The sequence below is a fragment of the Hydrogenophaga sp. ZJX-1 genome, assembly GCF_048590325.1.
GTDB lineage: Bacteria > Pseudomonadota > Gammaproteobacteria > Burkholderiales > Burkholderiaceae_C > Hydrogenophaga.
Genome location: NZ_JBMBRA010000003.1, coordinates 238707 through 258051 on the forward strand (window position 1 = coordinate 238707; position 19345 = coordinate 258051).

Annotated in this window: 18 protein-coding genes; 12 read left to right on the forward strand and 6 right to left on the reverse strand. The window is 66.7% G+C overall.

Annotation, left to right across the window (positions count from 1 at the left end; genetic code table 11):
• Positions 1 to 89: 89 nt before the first annotated feature.
• The 5 genes from ACN5W5_RS09955 to ACN5W5_RS09975 all read left to right on the forward strand — a co-directional run bounded on the left by ACN5W5_RS09955 (position 90) and on the right by ACN5W5_RS09975 (position 4658).
• Positions 90 to 890: a 2-keto-4-pentenoate hydratase gene (locus tag ACN5W5_RS09955; protein WP_420048383.1), complete on the forward strand. Its 801-nt coding sequence runs from the start codon at positions 90 to 92 to the stop codon at positions 888 to 890.
• Between the two features lie 156 nt (positions 891 to 1046).
• Positions 1047 to 2738 (forward strand): AMP-binding protein, encoded by a 1692-nt coding sequence (locus ACN5W5_RS09960; protein ID WP_420048384.1) that lies wholly within the window; start codon positions 1047 to 1049, stop codon positions 2736 to 2738.
• 239 nt (positions 2739 to 2977) lie between these two features.
• The gene (locus ACN5W5_RS09965) at positions 2978 to 3313 is read left to right on the forward strand and encodes a hypothetical protein (RefSeq protein WP_420048735.1); all 336 of its coding nucleotides are present in this window, start codon (positions 2978 to 2980) and stop codon (positions 3311 to 3313) included.
• A 12-nt stretch (positions 3314 to 3325) separates the two neighbouring features.
• Complete coding sequence (locus ACN5W5_RS09970) at positions 3326 to 3847, forward strand: RNA polymerase sigma factor (protein ID WP_420048385.1); 522 nt, start codon at positions 3326 to 3328, stop codon at positions 3845 to 3847.
• Between the two features lie 13 nt (positions 3848 to 3860).
• Positions 3861 to 4658 carry an anti-sigma factor family protein gene (locus tag ACN5W5_RS09975; RefSeq protein ID WP_420048386.1) on the forward strand — a complete coding sequence of 266 codons (798 nt, stop codon included), beginning with the start codon at positions 3861 to 3863 and terminating at the stop codon, positions 4656 to 4658.
• Positions 4659 to 4664: 6 nt separating this feature from the next.
• On the opposite strand, the gene fghA is transcribed toward ACN5W5_RS09975, so the two are convergent.
• From fghA to xdhC, 5 genes are all read right to left on the reverse strand, one after another.
• A complete protein-coding gene (gene fghA, locus ACN5W5_RS09980; protein ID WP_420048387.1) occupies positions 4665 to 5531 on the reverse strand; it encodes an S-formylglutathione hydrolase in 867 nt (288 codons plus the stop codon).
• A 29-nt stretch (positions 5532 to 5560) separates the two neighbouring features.
• Positions 5561 to 6469 (reverse strand): alpha/beta fold hydrolase, encoded by a 909-nt coding sequence (locus ACN5W5_RS09985; protein WP_420048388.1) that lies wholly within the window; start codon positions 6467 to 6469, stop codon positions 5561 to 5563.
• A gap of 25 nt (positions 6470 to 6494) precedes the next feature.
• The gene (locus tag ACN5W5_RS09990) at positions 6495 to 7601 is read right to left on the reverse strand and encodes an S-(hydroxymethyl)glutathione dehydrogenase/class III alcohol dehydrogenase (protein WP_420048389.1); all 1107 of its coding nucleotides are present in this window, start codon (positions 7599 to 7601) and stop codon (positions 6495 to 6497) included.
• A 72-nt stretch (positions 7602 to 7673) separates the two neighbouring features.
• Positions 7674 to 8870 carry a urate hydroxylase PuuD gene (locus tag ACN5W5_RS09995; protein WP_420048390.1) on the reverse strand — a complete coding sequence of 399 codons (1197 nt, stop codon included), beginning with the start codon at positions 8868 to 8870 and terminating at the stop codon, positions 7674 to 7676.
• Positions 8871 to 9063: 193 nt separating this feature from the next.
• Entirely contained in the window at positions 9064 to 9897 is an 834-nt protein-coding gene (xdhC, locus tag ACN5W5_RS10000; RefSeq protein WP_420048391.1) for a xanthine dehydrogenase accessory protein XdhC, read from the reverse strand.
• A 188-nt stretch (positions 9898 to 10085) separates the two neighbouring features.
• Between xdhC and ACN5W5_RS10005 the strand changes: the two genes are divergently transcribed.
• Complete coding sequence (locus tag ACN5W5_RS10005; RefSeq protein WP_420048392.1) at positions 10086 to 10643, forward strand: hypothetical protein; 558 nt, start codon at positions 10086 to 10088, stop codon at positions 10641 to 10643.
• Positions 10644 to 10849: 206 nt separating this feature from the next.
• Here ACN5W5_RS10005 and uraH read toward each other — a convergent pair whose 3' ends face one another.
• Entirely contained in the window at positions 10850 to 11203 is a 354-nt protein-coding gene (gene uraH, locus ACN5W5_RS10010; RefSeq protein ID WP_290974175.1) for a hydroxyisourate hydrolase, read from the reverse strand.
• A 69-nt stretch (positions 11204 to 11272) separates the two neighbouring features.
• Between uraH and ACN5W5_RS10015 the strand changes: the two genes are divergently transcribed.
• The 6 genes from ACN5W5_RS10015 to ACN5W5_RS10040 all read left to right on the forward strand — a co-directional run bounded on the left by ACN5W5_RS10015 (position 11273) and on the right by ACN5W5_RS10040 (position 19344).
• The gene (locus ACN5W5_RS10015; protein ID WP_420048393.1) at positions 11273 to 11938 is read left to right on the forward strand and encodes a GntR family transcriptional regulator; all 666 of its coding nucleotides are present in this window, start codon (positions 11273 to 11275) and stop codon (positions 11936 to 11938) included.
• 118 nt (positions 11939 to 12056) lie between these two features.
• Positions 12057 to 13010, forward strand: coding sequence for an allantoinase PuuE (gene puuE, locus ACN5W5_RS10020; protein ID WP_420048394.1), 954 nt, complete (start codon positions 12057 to 12059; stop codon positions 13008 to 13010).
• Between the two features lie 8 nt (positions 13011 to 13018).
• Complete coding sequence (gene uraD / locus ACN5W5_RS10025) at positions 13019 to 14803, forward strand: 2-oxo-4-hydroxy-4-carboxy-5-ureidoimidazoline decarboxylase (RefSeq protein ID WP_420048395.1); 1785 nt, start codon at positions 13019 to 13021, stop codon at positions 14801 to 14803.
• A gap of 7 nt (positions 14804 to 14810) precedes the next feature.
• Entirely contained in the window at positions 14811 to 16064 is a 1254-nt protein-coding gene (locus ACN5W5_RS10030; RefSeq protein ID WP_420048396.1) for a M20 family metallopeptidase, read from the forward strand.
• Positions 16065 to 16155: 91 nt separating this feature from the next.
• Positions 16156 to 18453, forward strand: coding sequence for an NADP-dependent malic enzyme (locus tag ACN5W5_RS10035; protein WP_420048397.1), 2298 nt, complete (start codon positions 16156 to 16158; stop codon positions 18451 to 18453).
• A gap of 18 nt (positions 18454 to 18471) precedes the next feature.
• Positions 18472 to 19344, forward strand: coding sequence for a hypothetical protein (locus tag ACN5W5_RS10040; RefSeq protein ID WP_420048398.1), 873 nt, complete (start codon positions 18472 to 18474; stop codon positions 19342 to 19344).
• The last annotated feature ends 1 nt before the right edge of the window (position 19345 follow it).

Consider the following 19345-nt stretch of genomic DNA (forward strand, 5'->3'; position numbering starts at 1 on the left):
CCAGCATAACGCGGTGCGGTCACCCGAGGGCCTGACACGGGGGCCGCGCCAGCCTATGATGCCGAACACCCCGTTTTCAGGCCGCTGCCATGTCGCCTCAGGATCTGCTCACCCACCTCGACCAGGCCCGGCTCTGGAGCGCCCCGCCCAGCGCCGACCCCGCCTTCGATCTGCCCACCGCCTACGCCCGCGCGCTGGCAGTGCGCGCGCTTCGGCAGGCGCGTGGCGAAGTGCCCCGCGGCTACAAGGTCGGTTTCACCAACCGCACGATCTGGCCCCGCTACAACGTGTTCGAACCCATCTGGGGCACCGTCTACAGCAGCACACTGGCCTTCTGCGAGGGCGAAGGCACGGTCTCGCTGGCGGCCACCTGCCAGCCCCGGCTGGAGCCCGAGATGGTGTTCGGCCTGCGGGCCACCCCGGCGCCCGCTGCCACGCTGGCGCAGCTGTTCGATGCCATCGCCTGGGTCGCCCCCGGCTTCGAGATCGTGCAGTCGCACCTGCCGGACTGGAAATTCCAGGCCGCCGACACGGTGGCCGACGGCAGCCTGCACGCGCGCCTGCTGGTCGGGCGCCAGACCCCGGTGCACGAACTGGCCGCCAGCGCCGCCCAGCTCGACGCCCTGCTGGCGCAGACCCTCGTCGTGCTGGACCGGCAAGGTCAGGCCGTTGAACAGGGCCAGGGCGCCAACGTGCTCGACAGCCCGCTGCGCGCCCTGCACGATTTCATGAACACGCTGCGCGCCTGCCCGGGCGCGCCCGACCTGATGCCCGGCGACGTCGTGACCACCGGCACCTGGACCGACGCCTGGCCGGTGCAGCCGGGCGAACACTGGTCGGCCACCTTTTCCCTGCCCGGGTTCAGCCTCTCGGCCACGTTCACGGTCTGATCCCTGCGCAGGCCGTTTGAGCCTGATCAACGATGACCGTCACGCGGCGGTGCATGCTGGGCAATGGCAGGGAAAACCCACTGACCCAAACGCCTGTGACCGGGTAGCTTCCCCGGAGGCGATACGCCCTAGACCAGAAAAACAGGAGACCCCACCATGAGCCTCGTCGCGCCCGAACTGCTGTCCCTGCAACGCCTCTACCATTGGGAGCAGACCGCACCCAACCGCGTGGCCCTCACGCAACCCCTGGGCAGCGGTGCGGTGCAGGACTTCACCTGGGGCCAGATCGGCGACCAGGTGCGGCGCATGGCCGCGCACCTGCAGTCCCGGGGCTGGGAGCCGGGCTCCAAGGTGGCCATCCTGTCGAAGAACTGCGCCTGGTGGATGATGAGCGACCTGGCGATCTGGATGGCCGGCCATGTGTCGGTGCCGCTGTACCCCACGCTGGCGGCCGAGACGGTGCGCCAGATCCTGACCCACAGCGAAGCCAAAGCCTGTTTCATCGGCAAGCTCGACGGCTGGGAGGGCATGAAGCCCGGCGTGCCCGACGGCCTGCCCTGCATCAGCTATGCGCTCTCGCCGCTGGACGCGATCGAAAGCTACGAAGGCTGGGACGCGATCTGCGGCCGCCACGAGCCCCTGCAGGGCACACCGCTGCGCCAGGGCGACGAGCTGGCCACGCTGATCTACACCTCGGGCACCACCGGGAACCCCAAGGGCGTGATGCACAGCTTCGAGAATTTCGCCTGGGCGCTCGACTCGGGCCTCAAGCGCATCCCCATGTCGGCCGACGACCGCATGCTGTCCTACCTGCCGCTGGCGCACGTGGTCGAGCGCATGCTGGTCGAACACGGCTGGCTGCGCACCGGCATGCACGTGTATTTCGCCGAGTCGCTCGACACCTTCGCCGCCGACCTGCAGCGCGCGCGCCCCACCATCTTCTTCTCGGTGCCGCGGCTGTGGGTGAAGTTCCAGCAGGGCGTGCACCACAAAATACCGCCGGCCAAGCTCAACCGGCTGCTGGGCATCCCCATCCTGGGCGGCATCGTGCGCAGGAAGGTGATGAAGGCGCTGGGCCTGGACCAGTGCCAGTTCGCCGCCGGGGGCGCTGCCCACATGCCGCTGGCCCTGCTGCAGTGGTACAGCCGGCTGGGCCTGCACATCAACGAGGGTTACGGCATGACCGAGAACCTCGCGCTCTCGCACATCACCGAGCCGGGCAAGAACCAGCAGGGCACCGTGGGGCCGGTCTACGAGGGCGTCGAGCACCGCATCGACCCGGCCACGGGCGAGGTGCAGATGCGCAGCCAGGCGCTGATGCTGGGCTACTACAAAGACCCGGAGAAGACCCGCGAGGCCTTCACGGAGGACGGCTGGCTCAGGACCGGCGACAAGGGCGAGATCGACGCCCGGGGCCTGCTGCGCATCACCGGCCGGGTGAAAGACCTGTTCAAGACCGGCAAGGGCAAATACGTGGCGCCCGCGCCGATCGAGGACAAGCTGGTCGAGCACGAAGCGGTGGAAGCCTGCGTGGTGACCGGCGCCAACCTGGGCCAGCCGCTGGGCATCGTGATGCTCAACCCCGAAGCCGTGGCCCGCGCGGCCCATCCCGGCGCACGCGCCGAACTCGAAAGCTCGCTGGCGCAACACCTCCAGCGCATCAATGCCACCCTCGACCCGCACGAACAGCTGCAATGCATCGTGCTGGTGACCACCGCCTGGACGGTGGACAACGACGTGATCACGCCAACCTTCAAGGTCAAGCGCAACCGCATCGAAGACCTGTACGCGAAGCACTACGAAGCCTGGGAAAACACCGGCAGCAAGATCATCTGGTCCGATTTCTGAGCCCGGACGCCAAAAAAACAGTTGGGTCATCGGGAATAAACGGGCTCGCTGTGGTGTTCACCGCATGTCAGTCCCTGTTTAACCTCTGTTCAAGGAGCCTGCTCATGCAACGCCGATCCCTCCTGTTTTCAACATCTGCCACCCTGCTGCTGGGCGCCGCCCTGCTGGTGGGCTGCGCCGGCCCCCGAGGCATGGGCGGGCCCGGCTACCACGGCATGATGCAGCGCCCCGGCTACGGCATGGCCCCGGCGGCTGCGGCCTCCGCACCCGCGGGTGCGCCGATGATGGCCAATGGCATGTTGACGGGCCCCAACGGCATGACGCTCTACACCTTCGACCGCGACATGGCCGGCAGTGGCAAGAGCGTCTGCAACGGCCCCTGCGCCGCCAACTGGCCGCCGCTGATGGCCGGCAACGCCGCAGCCGCGGGCGACTACAGCGTGATCACGCGCGATGACGGTGGCAAACAGCTGGCCTACAAAGGCAAGCCGCTGTACTACTGGGTCAAGGACACCAAGCCCGGCGACAAGACCGGCGACGGGTTCAACGGTGTCTGGCACGTCGTCAAGCCCTGAAGGCGGCCAGGTTTGGGTCCGGAAGGCGCGCTGACCCACATTCCCCGACTGCGGCGCTATGCGCGCCTGCTCACGGGGGATGCCAGCCGTGCCGACGACCTGGTGCAGGACACGCTGGAACGGGCCTGCCACAAGTGGTCGCTGTGGCGCCCGCGCGAAGACGGCAGCGGTCTGCGCGGCTGGCTGCTCTCGCTGATGCACAACCTGCACCTGAACCAGGTGCGCGACCAGGTGCACGAGCGCCAGGCGGTGGAACTGGACGAGGGCAACGAGCCCAGCCACGACCCGTTCCGGTACACGCCGGAGCGCATGGACCTGGAGCAGGCGCTGCACCAGCTCAGCCCCGCGCTGCGCGAGGTGGTGTTGCTGGTGTGTGTGGAAGAACTGCCCTACGCAGAAGCCGCCCAGGTGCTGGGCGTGCCGGTGGGCACGGTGATGTCGCGGCTGTCGCGCGGACGCGAACAACTGCGCCACCTGATGGACGGTGGAGCCCCGGTTCAGACCCGGACACCCCGTTTGAAGATCGTGAAATGAAAACGCATCGCGCATGACCACCGACAACCCCACTCCCGTGACCGACGCCGAGCTGCACGCCTGGGTCGACGGCCAGTTGCCCCCCGGGCTTGTCCCTGCGGTGTCGGACTGGCTGTTGCAAAACCCCGACGCCGCTGCCCGGGTCCAGGCCTGGCAGGTCCAGCGCCTGGGCCTGCAGGCGCTGCAGCGCGGTGTGCTCGACGAACCCGTGCCGCTGGCACTGGTGCGCGCCACCCGGCCGCGCCGTTCGCGGCCCTGGTTGCAGGGCCTGGTGGCCAGCCTGATGCTGGGTCTGGGCTTCGCGGGCGGCTGGTGGCTGCGCCCGGTCGACGCGCCGCTCGCCGGCGCTGGTGAACCCGGCTTCGTGCAGGAAGCGCGCGTGGCGCACGCGGTGTATGTGCCCGAAAAACGCCACGCGGTCGAGGTCGGTGTGCAGGAGCAGGCGCATCTGGTGCAATGGCTGTCGCGCCGCCTGGGCACGCCGCTGAAGGCGCCGCTGCTGGAAGATCAGGGCTTCGGGCTGATGGGCGGGCGCCTGCTGCCCGGCCAGGCGGGTGAACCGCGCGCGCTGTTCATGTACGAGAACCCCGCGGCCGGGCGCATCACGCTGCATGTCTCGGTGCTGCCGGGTGACGCCGCCCCGGCGCCGGCGGCGTTCCGCTTCGCGCGGGTGGGTCAGACCGAAACCTTTTACTGGGTCGAGGGTTCGCTCGGCTACGCGCTCAGCGGCGATCTGCCCCGGGAACGGCTGGCGCAGCTGGCCGAAGTGGTCTACCGGCAGCTGCAGCAGCCCGGCGCCCTGCCCGGCTGAGACCGCTCAGGCTTGCGCCAGCGCCTGCGCGTGGTGGCGCAGGTGGTCTTCCATGAAGGTGCCGATGAAATAGTAGCCGTGGTCGTAACCCGCGTGGCGGCGCAGCGTGAGCGGCTGGCCGGCCTGCGCGCAGGCGGCTTCAAAGGCTTCGGGATACAGCTGCTCGGTGAGGAATTTGTCGGCCAGGCCCTGGTCGATCAGGATGCCGCCAGGGTACGGTGCGGTCTTCTGCGCGGCCATGAGCAGGCTGGCATCGTGTTCCGCCCAGAGGCTTTCATCCTGGCCGAGGTAGCCGGTGAAGGCCTTGTGGCCCCAGGGGCACTTCGTGGGCGCACAGATGGGCGCGAAGGCCGAGAGGCTGCGGAACACACCCGGGTGGCGCAGCGCCAGCGTGAGCGCACCATGCCCGCCCATGGAGTGGCCAAACAGACCCAGGCGTTCACGGTCCAGCTGGAACTCGGCGGTCACCGCTGGCTGCAGTTCTTTCAGCAGGTAGCTCTCCATGCACCAGTGGCCCGACCACGGCGCCTGCGTGGCATCGAGGTAGAAGCCGGCACCGACACCGAAGTCCCAGTGGTGGTCTTCGCTGTCCACACCGGTGTTGCGCGGGCTGGTGTCGGGCATCAGCAGCGCCAGGCCGAGCTGGGCGGCCAGCCGCTGCGCACCCGCTTTCATGGAGAAGGTTTCTTCGGTGCAGGTCAGGCCCGCCAGGAAAGTGAGCAAGGGCACTTTTTGCCCGGCCAGCGCCTGCGGCGGCAGGTACAGCGCAAAACGCATCGGCAAGCCGATCTCGCTCGATGCGTGTTTGTAGAAACGCTGCACGCCGCCGAAGCAGCCGTGTTCGCTGACCAGTTCAAGGCGCTCAAAACCCATGGTGTTTTTCTCCGTGAGGGTGCCCGCCCTCAACGGCGGATCAGTTCCAGTATGGCGTCGGCAAAGACGCGCGGCGCTTCCTGCGGCAGGTTGTGACCCACACCAGGCAGGATGCGGTGCGAGCGCGGCCCGGTGAAACGGTGGGCATTGGCTGGCGCCAGCTCGGCCGGCCGCACGCCGTCTGCCTCACCGTCCAGCGTGATGACCGGCACGCCGATCACCGGCTGCGCGGCCAGGCGCCGCTCCACCGCGGCCACCGCCGGGTCGCCCGTCACGAGGCCGAAGCGGTGGCGGTAGGAGTGGATGACCACCTCAACGAAATCGGGGTTGTCGAAAGCGGCAGCGCTGCGCTCGAAGGTGGCTTCGTCGAAGACCCAGGTGGGCGACCACATCTGCCAGAGCAGCTTGCAGAGCGCGCGCCGATCCTGCTGCAGCGCGGCGCGGCCGCGCTCGCTGTGGAACAGGTACTGGTACCAGAGCCGGTGTTCATTGGCCGGCGTGTCCGGCACCATGGCGCGCGCGATGTTCTGGATGTTGTAGCTGTTGACCGAGACCAGCCCCGCGCAGCGTTCGGGCCACAGGGCCGCCACCACGCAGGCCGCGCGGCCGCCCCAGTCGTAGCCGGCCAGCACCGCGCGATCTATGTGCAGCGCATCGAGCAAGGCCAGCAGATCGGCCCCCAGCGCCGCCTGCTCGCCGGAGCGGGGCGTCGAAGCTTCCAGGAACCGCGTGGCGCCGAAACCGCGCAGGTACGGCACCACCACGCGGCAGCCGGCGTTGGCCAGCATCGGCGCGACGTCGACGTAGGCATGGATGTCGTAGGGAAAGCCGTGCATCAGCAGCACCGGCGGGCCGTCGGCGGGCCCGGCCAGGTGGCAGGCCACCTCCAGCACGCCGGCGCGCACGCGGGTGTCAGCGTTCAGGGTGGGCAGCGCCATGGCGGGCTCAAAGGCAGATGGTCTCTTAGAACTCGACCACCGAACGGATCGACTCGCCGCTCTTCATCAGGTCAAAGCCCTTGTTGATGTCTTCCAGCTTGAGCTTGTGGGTGATCAGGTCGTCGATGTTGATCTTGCCTTCCATGTACCAGTCCACGATCTTGGGCACGTCGGTGCGGCCGCGCGCGCCGCCGAAGGCCGAGCCTTCCCACTTGCGGCCGGTCACGAGCTGGAACGGGCGCGTGCTGATCTCGGCACCGGCCTCGGCCACGCCGATGATGATGCTGCGGCCCCAGCCCTTGTGCGTGCACTCCAGCGCGTCGCGCATCACCTTCGTGTTGCCGATGCACTCGAAGCTGTAGTCGGCGCCGCCGTCGGTGAGCTGCACGATCGCATCGACCACGTTGGCATGGTCCTTGGGGTTGATGAAGTGCGTCATGCCGAACTTGCGGGCCATGGCCTCGCGCGCGGGGTTCAGGTCGACGCCGATGATCTTGTCGGCGCCCACCATCCTGGCGCCCTGGATCACGTTCAGGCCAATGCCACCGAGGCCGAACACGACCACGTTGGCGCCGGCCTCCACCTTGGCCGTGAAGATCACGGCACCGATGCCGGTGGTGACGCCACAGCCGATGTAGCAGACCTTGTCGAAGGGTGCATCCTCGCGGATCTTGGCCAGCGAGATCTCCGCCGCGACCGTGTAGTTGCTGAAGGTGCTGGTGCCCATGTAATGAAAGAGGGGCTTGCCGTCCATGCTGAAGCGGCTGGTGGCGTCGGGCATCAGGCCCTTGCCCTGCGTGCCGCGGATCAGCTGGCAGAGGTTGGTCTTGCGGCTCAGGCAGAACTTGCACTGGCGGCATTCGGGCGTGTAGAGCGGGATGACGTGATCGCCTTTCTTGAGCGAGGTCACGCCCGGCCCCACGTCCACCACGATGCCCGCGCCTTCATGGCCCAGGATCGCCGGAAAGATGCCTTCGGGGTCGGCGCCACTGAGCGTGTAGTAGTCGGTGTGGCAGATGCCGGTGGCCTTGATCTCGACCAGCACTTCGCCGAATTTTGGCCCCTCGAGGTCCACGGTTTCGATGGTCAGGGGCTGGCCTGCTTTCCAGGCGACGGCGGCTTTGGTTTTCATGGTGTGGGGGGTGGTGTTGTGACGGCGGCACCGAGGTTACCGCAGATCAAACACGCCCGCCGGGCCGGGCCTTCACTCGGTTTTTGCGCCGTCCATGAACCACTGCGCAAACAGGGCACGCTCGGTGTCGGTGATGCCTGTGGCGTTGTTCATGGGCATGGCCTTCATGAGCACCACCTGCTGGTAGATCATCTGCGCGTGCTGCTTGACGGCGGCTGGCTGGTCCATGCGCACCCCCTTGGACTGCAGGGCTTCGCCGTGGCACATGACACAGCGCTGCTCGATCACCGGCTTGAGCTGCGCATAACTCACCGTCTCAGGAATCGCCACCGCAGCCACCGGCGCGGGCTTGAGCCAGACGATGAGCGCGAGCAGCGCCACCACGCCCACCGCCGCGTAGGGCCAGGGGTGGGCGTTGCGGCCGAGCTTGAAGCCGTGGCGCATGACGAAAAACTGGCGGATGGCGGCACCGGCAAACATCATGCCGATGAGGATCAGCCAGTTGTGTTCGTTGGCGTAGGTGAAACTGTAGTGGTTGCTCAGCATGGCGAACAGCACCGGCAGCGTGAAGTAGGTGTTGTGCACGCTGCGCTGCTTGCCGCGTTTGCCGTGGATCGGGTCCACCGGGCGCCCGGCTTTGATGTCGGCCACCACGGTGCGCTGGCCGGGGATGATCCAGAAGAACACGTTGGCGCTCATCGAGGTGGCGAGCATGGCGCCCATCAGCAGGAAGGCGGCGCGCCCGGCAAACATCTGCGTGGCTGCGTAAGCCGCGATGCATACCAGCACCAGCACCAGTGCGCCGACCTTGGCGTCGCCGTTGTCGGTCTGGCCCAGCGTGCGGCAGATGGCGTCGTAGAGCAGCCAGAACACCACCAGGAACGCCAGCGCCGCAGCAATGGCGCCGGCCGGGCTCCATTGCATGATGTTGGGATCGATCAGGTAGACGCTCGGGCTCCACAAGTATGAAATGAGGAACAGCGCAAAGCCCGAGAGCCAGGTGGAATAACTTTCCCAGTAGAACCAGTGCAGGTGCTCGGGCAGCCTGGGCGGCGCGCCCGAGAACTTGACCGGGTGGTAGAAACCGCCACCGTGAAGCGCCCAGAGCTCGCCGGAGACGCCGTCTTTTTTCAGCTGCTCGTCTTCGGGCGGTGTGAGGCTGCTGTCGAGGAAGACGAAATAGAAGGAGGAGCCGATCCAGGCGATGGCGACGATGACGTGCAGCCAGCGCAACAGCAGGTTGGCCCAATCGAGCAGATAAGTTTCCATGGCACCTCAACACGACGACGGACACCCGCCAGGGTTTGCGACTCACCACCGCGGGCGCTCTGAGCCGACTGAGGGCCGCGTTTGAGCGTCGATGCTGTTGAACGACGCCCGCTCCGCTGCGACCAGACCGTCAAAGTGTATACACTTTTTGCAAACAGTCGACTGCGTGATAACCCGCAGATCCCGCCCCGTTTCAGCCCTTGACGGCCCCGGACCGGACTAGCAACAACTGCGCCACAACCGAGGCCGCGATCACGGCGGGCTCCTTGCCGGTGATGCCCGGCAGACCGATCGGACAGGTGACCCGGGCCAGCTCGGCATCGCCGAAGCCGCGCTCGGTCAGGCGGTGCCGGAAGGTGGCCCACTTGGTGTGGCTGCCGATCAGGCCCACGAACGGCAGGTCGGCCGTGGTGCGCTGGCGCTGCAGGCAGGCCGCCACGATGTCGAGGTCTTCGGCGTGCGAAAAGCTCATGATCAGCACCAGCGAACCCGGAGCGAGATCGCCCACGGCCGCCTGCACCGGGTCGGAATGCTCCGCATGCACCTGCGGCGGCAAATCGCCGGGAAACACCTCGTCGCGGCTGTCGATCCAGGTCACCTCAAAGGGCAGAGGTGCCAGCGCCTGCACGATCGCCCGCCCCACATGACCGCCGCCGAACAGGGCCAGCGGCGTCAGCCGGGGGCTCAGGCGCTGGCGCAGGGAGTCGTGGTCCGCCGCCTGGACCGGCTCGAACCGCAGGCGCATCCGGCCGCCACAACACTGCCCGAGGCTGGGCCCCAGGGCCACCTCAAGCTCCCACGCGCTGCCTCCCGCTCGGTCGCCGGGCAACGCCAGCCGTTCTCGCGCCTGGCGAACAGCGCTCCATTCGAGTTGGCCACCACCGATCGTGCCCACCAGGGCATCGACAAACACCGCCATCCAGGCGCCGCGCTCGCGCGGCACCGAGCCGCGCGTCTCCGACACGCTGACCAGCACCGCCGGCGCTTGGGCCAGGTGCCGAAAAAAACCATCCAGCTCGGGGGTCATGTGTGGTGCGTTTGCCTACAGAAACTGTGTGAATACGTAACGCACGGAGCGTGCTGCGAAGTATCACCGCGACCAGCAATCACGCCCAGGCGAAAGCCACATACACTTCATCAGATTGTCCGTATGAGCCCGACATCGCCACCCCCGCTGGCAGCCCGTGCGGACCTCGCATCAGGAGACCTGGCACCATGAACGACACCACCCCCGCCCACCTGGGACCGGTCGGCCCCGAAAAGACCGACTCCAGCCGCCTGCGCAGCGTCTGGGGATCGCTCGCGTTGTGCGCCGCTGCCCTGTTGGGCGCCTGCGCTTCGCCAGTGGCAGCCCCCCCCACAACACCACCGGCCGTCGAACCCATTGCCTTGCCAACGCCCCCAGCCGAGGTGCCCCCGAGCTTGGTGTCGCAGGCGGACAATCCGCGCGCCTACCGTCAGGACGGGGCCCGCCACATTTATGGGAAAAACGCCCACCGCATCTTCAAAGGCCAGCTGCCGCCGCTGATGCACGCCGTTGGTGTGCTGCAGGTGGATCTGGACAACCGCGGCAACGTTCGGCGCCTGAACTGGATGCGTGCCCCCTCCCATGCCCCCGACGTGGTGCGCGAGATCGAACGCACGGTGCACGAAGCGGCCCCGTTTCCGGCACCGGTACAGCTGGGCAGCGTGATCTACACCGACGTCTGGCTGTGGGACAAGAGCGGCAACTTCCAGCTCGATACGCTGACCGAAGGACAACGCAGCAAGTAGCTGGAGTCACCCCCGCGCCGCCTGCGGCGTCACCCCCCCAGGGTGCAACGCGGTGCGGCCCGGCAAAGCCGGTTCCGCCGCGTTCTGGGTGAAGACACGTCGCACCGGAGGGGGAGTTTGCCCAGGGCACCGCCGGGCCGGCTTTGCCGGACGGCCAGTGCCGCCCCCCTTGGGGGTGACGCCGCAGGCGGCGCAGGGGGCCAGCGTCAGCTGCCTCTGTATGTGGAATAGCTCCACGGACTCACCAGCAGCGGCACGTGGTAGTGCTGGTCGGTGTGCGCCACGCCGAAGTCCAGCGCCACGCGGTTGAGGAAGTTCGGCTCAGGCAGCGCCACACCCCTGGCCGCGAAATACCCCTTCACATCAAACACCAGCCGGTAGGTGCCCACCTTCAGGCTGGCGTTGTCGTAGAGCGGGCCATCGGGGTTGCGGCCGTCGGCGTTGAGTTCGAAACGCTTGACCAGCGTGGCCTGCTCGCCCTCGGTGGTGTAAAGCTCCACGGCCATGCCGGCGGCCGGACAGCCATGCATGGTATCCAGAACGTGTGTACTCAAACCCATCGCAGATCCTTTCAATTGCAGTCGACTGAAAGTGTATACACTTTTTGTTTTTCTGGATATGATGACCGCATGGAAACCTCCAGCACGCGCCAGATCGTCGAGTCCCTCACCAAGGCCATCGTGGAGCACCGGTTGCATCCGGGCACCAAACTGGCCGAGCAGAAACTCGCCGACCACTTCGGCGTCTCGCGCACCTTGGTGCGCCAGGCGCTGTTCCAGCTCTCGCAAAACCGCCTGATCCGCCTGGAGCCCGCGCGCGGCGCTTTTGTCGCGGCGCCCTCGGTGGAGGAAGCCAAACAGGTGTTCGCAGTGCGCCGCATGCTGGAGACCGAAATGACGCGTGCCTTTGTTCGCCAGGTCACGCCAAGCAAGATCAAGGCCCTGCGCGAACACGTGGCGCAGGAAAAGCGGGCCGTGGACAACCAGGATGTGCCGGGCCGCACCGAACTGCTGGGCGATTTCCACGTGCGTTTGGCCGAACTGATGGGCAACCAGGTGCTGGCCGAACTCTTGCGCGAGCTGATCTCACGCTGCGCCCTCATCACGCTGATGTACCAGAGCACCAACGCGGCCGAGCATTCCAACGAAGAACACGTGGACATCGTCAAGGCGCTGGCCGCCAAAGACGAAGAAACCGCCGTGCGCCTGATGAACGAACACCTGATGCATGTCGAAGAAAACCTGACTTTCGACCGCAAGCTCCCGAGCAACGACATCTCCCTGGCGCTTTCTTAGACCACCCCCATCGCTTGCTCGCTTCGCGTAGCCGCTCCGCCCCTCCAGGGGCAACACCAGCGGCCTGGCAAAGCCAGTTCCGCGGTGTTCCTGGACAAGACACTTCGCTCCGACTGACATGACGATTTACGACAGCACCGCCCCCTACCCCCGCGATCTGGTCGGCTATGGCCGGGACGTGCCGCACGCGTGCTGGCCGAATGGCGCGCGCATTGCCGTGCAGTTCGTGCTGAACTACGAAGAAGGCGGCGAGAACTGTGTGTTGCACGGCGACGCGGGCTCGGAGCAGTTCCTCTCGGAGATGTTCAACCCGGCCTCGTTCCCGGAGCGCCACATCAGCATGGAAGGCATCTACGAGTACGGCTCGCGCGCCGGCGTCTGGCGGTTGCTGCGCGAGTTTGAAAAGCGCGGCTTGCCGCTGACCGTGTTTGGCGTGGCGACCGCGCTGGAAAAACACCCCGAGCTGACCGCCGCGTTCCAGGAACTGGGCTACGACATCGCCTGCCACGGCCTGAAGTGGATCCACTACCAGGCCATCGACGAAGCGACCGAGCGCGCCCACATGGCCGAGGCGATGGCGATCATTCAGCGCCTCACGGGCGAGCGCCCGCTGGGCTGGTACACCGGCCGCGACAGTCCGAACACGCGCCGCCTCGTGGCCGACTTCGGCGGCTTCGAATACGACAGCGACTACTACGGCGAAGACCTGCCGTTCTGGATGAAGGTGAAGAAAACCGACGGCAGCGACGCGCACCAGCTCATCGTGCCCTACACGCTGGACTGCAACGACATGCGCTTCGCGCTGCCCCAGGGATACTCTCACGCCGACCCGTTCTTCCAGTACATGAAGGACACTTTCGACGCGCTCTATGCCGAGGGCGACCCGGATGGTTTGGACCGACCCAAGATGATGAGCATCGGCATGCACTGCCGCCTGCTCGGCCGCCCAGGGCGCATCACCGCGTTGCAGCGGTTTCTGGACCACATCCAGTCGCACGACAAGGTCTGGGTGGCGCGCCGTCTGGACATCGCGCGGCACTGGAAGGCCACCCACCCTCTTCTCGCTTCCTGAGCACAGCCATGCCCATCACCCTGGACCAACTCAACGCCGCACCGCTGGCAGAGGCCGCGCTGATGCTCGACGGCCTGTACGAACACTCGCCCTGGATCGTCGAGGCCGCGCTGAAACAACGTCCGTTCGCCTCGCTCGCCGCACTGAAACACGCCATGGTGCGCGTGCTCAATGAAGCCGGCGTCGAGCCACAGCTCGCCCTGATCCGCGCCCACCCCGAGCTCGCGGGCAAGGCGATGGTCAGCAAAACACTGACGGCCGAGTCCACCAACGAGCAGTCGAAAGCGGGCCTGACGAACTGCACGCCCGAAGAATTCGCGCACATCCAGCGGCTCAACGCCGACTACAACGCAAAGCACGGTTTCCCGTTCATCCTGGCGGTGCGCGGCCCGCGTGGCACCGGCCTCAGCAAGGCGGAGATCATCGCCACCTTCGAGCGCCGCCTGCACAACCCGGTGGACTTCGAGCGCGCCGAATGCCTGCGCAACATCCACCGCATCGCCGAGATCCGCCTGAACGACAAGTTCGGCTTCGATCCGGTGCTGGGCAACGCGGTGTGGGACTGGCACGAAGACCTTGCGCGCCACACCGACCCGGGCTACGCCGAACTCGGCCAGCTCACCGTGACCTACCTGACCGATGCGCACCGCACCTGCGCAGCGCAGCTGCAGCGGCAGATGCTTGCGCTGGGGTTTGACGAAGCGCACATCGACGTGGTGGGCAACGTGGTGGGCCGATACCACGGCAACACGCCCGATGCGCCCGCCTTGCTCACAGGCAGCCACTACGACACCGTGCGCAACGGCGGCCGATACGACGGGCGGCTCGGCATCTTCGTGCCCATGGCCTGTGTTCAGCAGTTGAAGCAGGCAGGCCAGCGCCTGCCGTTCGCCATCGAGGTGGTGGGTTTTGCCGAAGAAGAAGGCCAGCGCTACAAAGCCACTTTCCTGGGCTCGGGTGCGCTCACCGGCCATTTCAACCCGGCCTGGCTGGACCAGCAGGATGCCGATGGCATCACCATGCGCGCGGCCATGCAAAACGCCGGCCTGCCCGCAACGCTGGAAGCCATCACAGCGCTGCAACGCGACCCATCGAAATACCTCGGCTTTGTCGAAGTGCACATCGAACAGGGCCCTGTGCTCAACGAGCTCGACCTGCCGCTGGGCGTCGTCACCTCCATCAACGCCAGCGTGCGCTACCTGGGCGAAGTGATCGGCATGGCCAGCCACGCCGGCACCACGCCCATGGACCGCCGCCGCGACGCCGCCTGCGCCGTGGCCGAGCTCGCGCTCTACGCCGAGCAACGCGCCGCGACCGACGGCGACTCGGTGGCCACCATCGGCATGCTGCAGGTGCCCAATGGCTCCATCAACGTGGTGCCGGGCCGCTGCAGCTTCAGCCTCGACCTGCGCGCGCCCAGCGATGCGCAGCGCGATGCGCTGGAAACCGATGTCCTGGCGCAGCTGCAAGCCATCTGCGCGCGCCGCGGTGTGCGCCACACGCGGGAAGAAACCATGCGCGCCGCCGCCGCGCCCAGCGCTCCCGCCTGGCAGGCGCGTTGGGAAGCGGCTGTGAACGCGCTCGGCGTGCCGCTGCACCGTTTGCCCAGCGGCGCCGGCCACGACGCCATGAAGCTGCACGAAGTGATGCCACAAGCCATGCTGTTCGTGCGCGGTCTCAACAGCGGCATCAGCCACAACCCGCTCGAATCCACCACCAGTGACGACATGGACCTCTGCGTGCGCGCCTTCGCGCACCTGCTTGAACAACTCGCCGCCGAACACCCCAACTGAACACCCCATGACCACACCACAACAGCAACTCGACGCCTGGATCGACGCCCACTTCGACGAAGAAGTGGAGTTTCTTCAGGAGCTCGTGCGCGTGCCCACCGACACACCGCCCGGCAACAACGCGCCGCACGCCGAACGCACGGCCGAGCTGCTGGCCGCCATGGGCCTGACCGCCGAAAAGCACGCCGTGCCCGAAGACGAGGTGAAGGCCGCCGGCCTGGAGACCATCACCAACCTGATCGTGCGCCGCCGCTTTGGCGATGGTGGCAAGACCATCGCGCTCAACGCGCACGGCGACGTGGTGCCGCCCGGCGAGGGCTGGACGCACGACCCCTACGGCGGCGAGATCGTGGACGGCAGGATCTACGGTCGCGCCACCGCGGTGAGCAAGTGCGACATCGCCAACTTCACTTTCGCCATACGCGCGCTCGAATCGCTCGGCGCCCCACTCAAAGGCGGTATCGAACTGCACGTGACGTATGACGAGGAATACGGCGGCGAAGTCGGCCCGGACTGGTTGCTCAAGAACGGTCTGACGAAACCCGACCTGATGATCGCCGCCGGCTTCAGCTACCAGGTGGTGGTGGCGCACAACGGCTGCCTGCAGCTGGAGGTGACGGTGCACGGCGACATGGCGCACGCCGCCATTCCCGACAGCGGCACCGACGCGCTGCAGGGCGCGGTGCACATCCTCAACGCGCTCTACGCACTCAACGCCGACTACCTGAAAGTCACATCGGCCGTCGAAGGCATCACCCACCCGTACCTCAACGTGGGCCAGATCAGCGGCGGCACCAACACCAACGTGATCCCCGGCAAGGTGGTGCTCAAGGTGGACCGCCGCATGATCCCCGAAGAAGACCCGGCCGAGGTGGAAGCGGCCCTGCGCCGCACCATCGAGGCGGCCGCCGCCAGCTACAGCCCGCCACGCGGCGGACGCACCATCAGCGTGGACGTGAAACGCATCCTGCTGGCGCGTGCGCTCAAACCCCTGCCCGGCAACCAGCCGCTGGTCGAAGCGATCCAGAAACACGGCCAGGCCGTCTTCGGCGAGCCCATTCCCGCCGTCGGCACACCGCTCTACACCGACGTGCGCATCTACGGCGAACACGGCATCCCGGGCGTGATCTACGGCGCCGGCCCGCGCACAGTGCGCGAGTCGAACGCCAAACGCGCCGACGAGAACCTGCTGCTCGAAGACCTGCGGCGCGCCACCAAGGTGGTCGCCCGCACCCTGCTGGATGTGCTGCAGGCCGCCTGAGCCACCTGTGGAATGTCCCAGCAGATGGCTGGCCGCCTGCGTGCCACAATGACCGCCCGCCCACGCCGGGCGGCCCGATTCTGGAGACAACATGACCCCCGCTGAACAAGCCCTGCGCGACGCCGCGTTCGAATACCACCGCTCGCCCGGCAAGGGCAAGATTTCTGTCCAGCCGACCAAACCGCTGTCCAACCAGCGCGACCTGTCGCTGGCGTATTCACCCGGCGTCGCCTACCCCTGCCTGGCCATCGAGGCCGACCCGTCCCTGGCTTCCGAGTACACCGCGCGCGGCAACCTGGTCGGCGTCATCACCAACGGCACCGCCGTGCTGGGCCTGGGCGACATCGGCCCGCTGGCGAGCAAGCCGGTGATGGAAGGCAAGGGCTGCCTGTTCAAGAAGTTCGCCGGCATCGACGTGTTCGACATCGAACTCGCCGAACGCGACCCGGACAAGCTGGTCGACATCATCGCCGCGCTGGAGCCCACGCTGGGCGGCGTCAATCTCGAGGACATCAAGGCGCCCGAGTGCTTCTACATCGAGAAGAAGCTGCGCGAGCGCATGAAGATCCCGGTCTTCCACGACGACCAGCACGGCACGGCCATCATCTCCAGTTCGGCTCTGATCAACGGGCTTGAACTCGTTGGCAAAGACATCGGCCAGGTGAAGATGGCGGTGTCGGGCGCCGGCGCCGCCGCCATCGCCTGCCTGGACCTGATGGTCAACCTCGGTGTGAACATCGAGAACATCCTCGTCTGCGATTCCAAGGGCGTGATCCAGACCGAGCGCGCCGACGCGCTCGCCGGCAAGCTCGACGAGTCCAAGCAGCGTTACTGCCGCACCTCGTCCGCCCGCACGCTGGCCGACGCCATGAACGGCGCCGACGTGTTCCTGGGCTGCTCCGCCGCGGGTGTGGTGGACGCCGACATGGTGAAAAGCATGGGCACGCAGCCCATCATCCTGGCGCTGGCCAACCCGGAGCCCGAAATCCGCCCCGAAGTGGCCAAGGCCGCGCGGCCCGACTGCATCATCGCCACCGGCCGTTCGGACTACCCGAACCAGGTCAACAACGTGCTGTGTTTCCCCTACATCTTCCGCGGTGCGCTCGATTGTGGAGCGACCAAGATCACGGAAGAGATGAAGATGGCCTGCGTGCGCCAGATCGCGGACCTGACCAAGAGCGAGATCAGCGACGAGGTGGCCGCCGCCTACGCCGGGCAGGAGCTGGTGTTCGGCCCCGACTACATCATCCCCAAAGCCTTTGATACGCGCCTGATCCTCAAGATCGCACCCGCCGTGGCCCAGGCCGCGGCCGACTCCGGCGTTGCCACGCGGCCCATCGCCGACATGGAGGCCTACAAGGAGAGCCTGGGTCGCTTCGTCTACCAGACCGGCATCCTCATGCGGCCGATCTTCAACGCGGCCAAGGCCCTGCCCGACAACCGGAAACGCGTGGCCTTTGCCGACGGCGAAGACGAACGCGCACTGCGTGCTGCCCAGATGGCCATCGACGACCACCTTGCGGTGCCGATCCTGATCGGGCGCCCGGCCGTGATCGCCGCGCGCATCGAAAAAGCCGGCCTGCGCATGCGCCTGGGGGTGGACGTGCAGAACACCAACCCCGAAGACGACCCGCGTTTCCGCCAGTACTGGGAGCACTACCACAAGCTCATGGCGCGCAACGGTGCCACGCCCGAGGTGGCCAAGGCCGCCGTGCGCCGCTCCAACACCATCATCGGCTCGCTGATGGTTTCGCTGGGCGATGCGGACGCCCTCATCTGCGGCCTGGTGGGCAGCTACAACACCCACCTGGAGCGCATCGACGCGATCCTGGGCAAGCAGCCCGGCGTGAGCAACTACGCCGCCGTCAACGCCCTCATGACCGAGCGCGGCCCGATCTTCATTTCCGACACCTACGTCAACGAAGACCCGAGCGCCGAACAGCTGGCCGAGATCGCCTGGATGGCCACGCAGCAGGTGCAGCGCTTCGGCATCCCGCCCAAGGTCGCCTTCCTTTCGCATTCGAGCTTTGGTTCCAGCAAGCGGGCCTCGGCCAAGAAGATGCGCGCCGCGCGCGACCTCTTCGTGGCGCAGCACCCCGGGATCGAATGCGATGGTGAACTGCACGGCGACGCCGCACTGCAGGAAGAAATCCGCCGCAGCTACGACGCGCAGACCACGCTCACCGGTTCGGCCAACCTGCTGATCTGTCCCAACCTGGATTCGGCCAACATCCTCTACAACGTGCTCAAGACCACCACCAGCGGCGGCGTCACCGTCGGCCCGGTGCTCATGGGCGCGGCAGCCACGGCCTACATCCTCACGCCCGCGGCCACGGTGCGCCGCGTGCTCAACATGACGGCACTGGCCGCTGCAAGCCACAAGGCCTGACAGCATCGGAAACCGCGCATGAAAAAGCCGCTCATCGTCAGGCACAAGGGTCGTGCCGGCAATCGGCTTTTCCAGTATTTCTTCTGTGCGGAGCTGGCCAGGCGCTCAGGCAATCACTGCGTCGCAGACGTCTACATTCCGGACCTGGGCATTGAAATCGGCGCCAGGGATGCCGAACACGGCAGCCTCTTCTGCATCGAAGGCATGCACGAGTTCGACATCGCCCGCCTTGCCGCAACGCTGCGCGATGGCGGCTACACGGGAGCGACGTTCCGTGGCTTTGCCATGCGCCTCGAATACTACGACCGCGCCTTCTGCAAGCACCTGCTCAACATGAAGGCGGGTGCGGGTACCGGATTCGGGCCGGAGTTCCTGGTCATCAACATCCGCGCCGGTGACGTCTTCAACGGACCCTACCCTGACCTGGTTTCCCAGGGCTATGGTGGCCCCTATGGGGCCGACCACATGTACAAAGGCGTGCACCCGGACTACCGGCCGCTGCCGCTTTCCTACTATGAAAAGCTGATCAAGGAAACCGGTCTGAAGCCCGTGTTTGTCGGTGAAGCCGGCAGCCACAAGGCTTATGAGGCAGCCTTGCACCGCCGATTCCCCAACGCGGTGTTCACCGGCACGAGGACCCCGAAAGAGGACTTCCTCACGCTCATGGGGTCGTCACACATCGCCTTGGCCATCAGCTCCTTTTCCTGGCTGGGTGCCTGGCTTTCGGAGGCACACACCATTCACATTCCGGTGGCGGGCATGTTCGACCCGCAACAACGGCCGGACGTCAATCTCCTGCCTCCGCCATCCGACACCCGATACGTCAGGCACCCGATGCCCCGACTTCAATGGCAGGGGTCACCGGAGCAGATCGCAGAACTCTTCGCCTGAT

Bases quoted from the DNA above. Each gene is read 5' to 3' on its own strand.
- ACN5W5_RS09985 (WP_420048388.1), bottom strand. From the start codon at position 6,469: ATGGCGCTGCCCACCCTGAACGCTGACACCCGCGTGCGCGCCGGCGTG.
- ACN5W5_RS10040 (WP_420048398.1), top strand. From the start codon at position 18,472: ATGAAAAAGCCGCTCATCGTCAGGCACAAGGGTCGTGCCGGCAATCGG.
- puuE (WP_420048394.1), top strand. From the start codon at position 12,057: ATGACGATTTACGACAGCACCGCCCCCTACCCCCGCGATCTGGTCGGC.
- ACN5W5_RS10015 (WP_420048393.1), top strand. From the start codon at position 11,273: ATGGAAACCTCCAGCACGCGCCAGATCGTCGAGTCCCTCACCAAGGCC.
- ACN5W5_RS09995 (WP_420048390.1), bottom strand. From the start codon at position 8,870: ATGGAAACTTATCTGCTCGATTGGGCCAACCTGCTGTTGCGCTGGCTG.
- ACN5W5_RS10005 (WP_420048392.1), top strand. From the start codon at position 10,086: ATGAACGACACCACCCCCGCCCACCTGGGACCGGTCGGCCCCGAAAAG.
- uraH (WP_290974175.1), bottom strand. From the start codon at position 11,203: ATGGGTTTGAGTACACACGTTCTGGATACCATGCATGGCTGTCCGGCC.
- ACN5W5_RS10035 (WP_420048397.1), top strand. From the start codon at position 16,156: ATGACCCCCGCTGAACAAGCCCTGCGCGACGCCGCGTTCGAATACCAC.
- ACN5W5_RS09975 (WP_420048386.1), top strand. From the start codon at position 3,861: ATGACCACCGACAACCCCACTCCCGTGACCGACGCCGAGCTGCACGCC.
- ACN5W5_RS10030 (WP_420048396.1), top strand. From the start codon at position 14,811: ATGACCACACCACAACAGCAACTCGACGCCTGGATCGACGCCCACTTC.
- ACN5W5_RS09960 (WP_420048384.1), top strand. From the start codon at position 1,047: ATGAGCCTCGTCGCGCCCGAACTGCTGTCCCTGCAACGCCTCTACCAT.
- ACN5W5_RS09955 (WP_420048383.1), top strand. From the start codon at position 90: ATGTCGCCTCAGGATCTGCTCACCCACCTCGACCAGGCCCGGCTCTGG.
- ACN5W5_RS09965 (WP_420048735.1), top strand. From the start codon at position 2,978: ATGGCCCCGGCGGCTGCGGCCTCCGCACCCGCGGGTGCGCCGATGATG.
- uraD (WP_420048395.1), top strand. From the start codon at position 13,019: ATGCCCATCACCCTGGACCAACTCAACGCCGCACCGCTGGCAGAGGCC.
- fghA (WP_420048387.1), bottom strand. From the start codon at position 5,531: ATGGGTTTTGAGCGCCTTGAACTGGTCAGCGAACACGGCTGCTTCGGC.
- xdhC (WP_420048391.1), bottom strand. From the start codon at position 9,897: ATGACCCCCGAGCTGGATGGTTTTTTTCGGCACCTGGCCCAAGCGCCG.
- ACN5W5_RS09990 (WP_420048389.1), bottom strand. From the start codon at position 7,601: ATGAAAACCAAAGCCGCCGTCGCCTGGAAAGCAGGCCAGCCCCTGACC.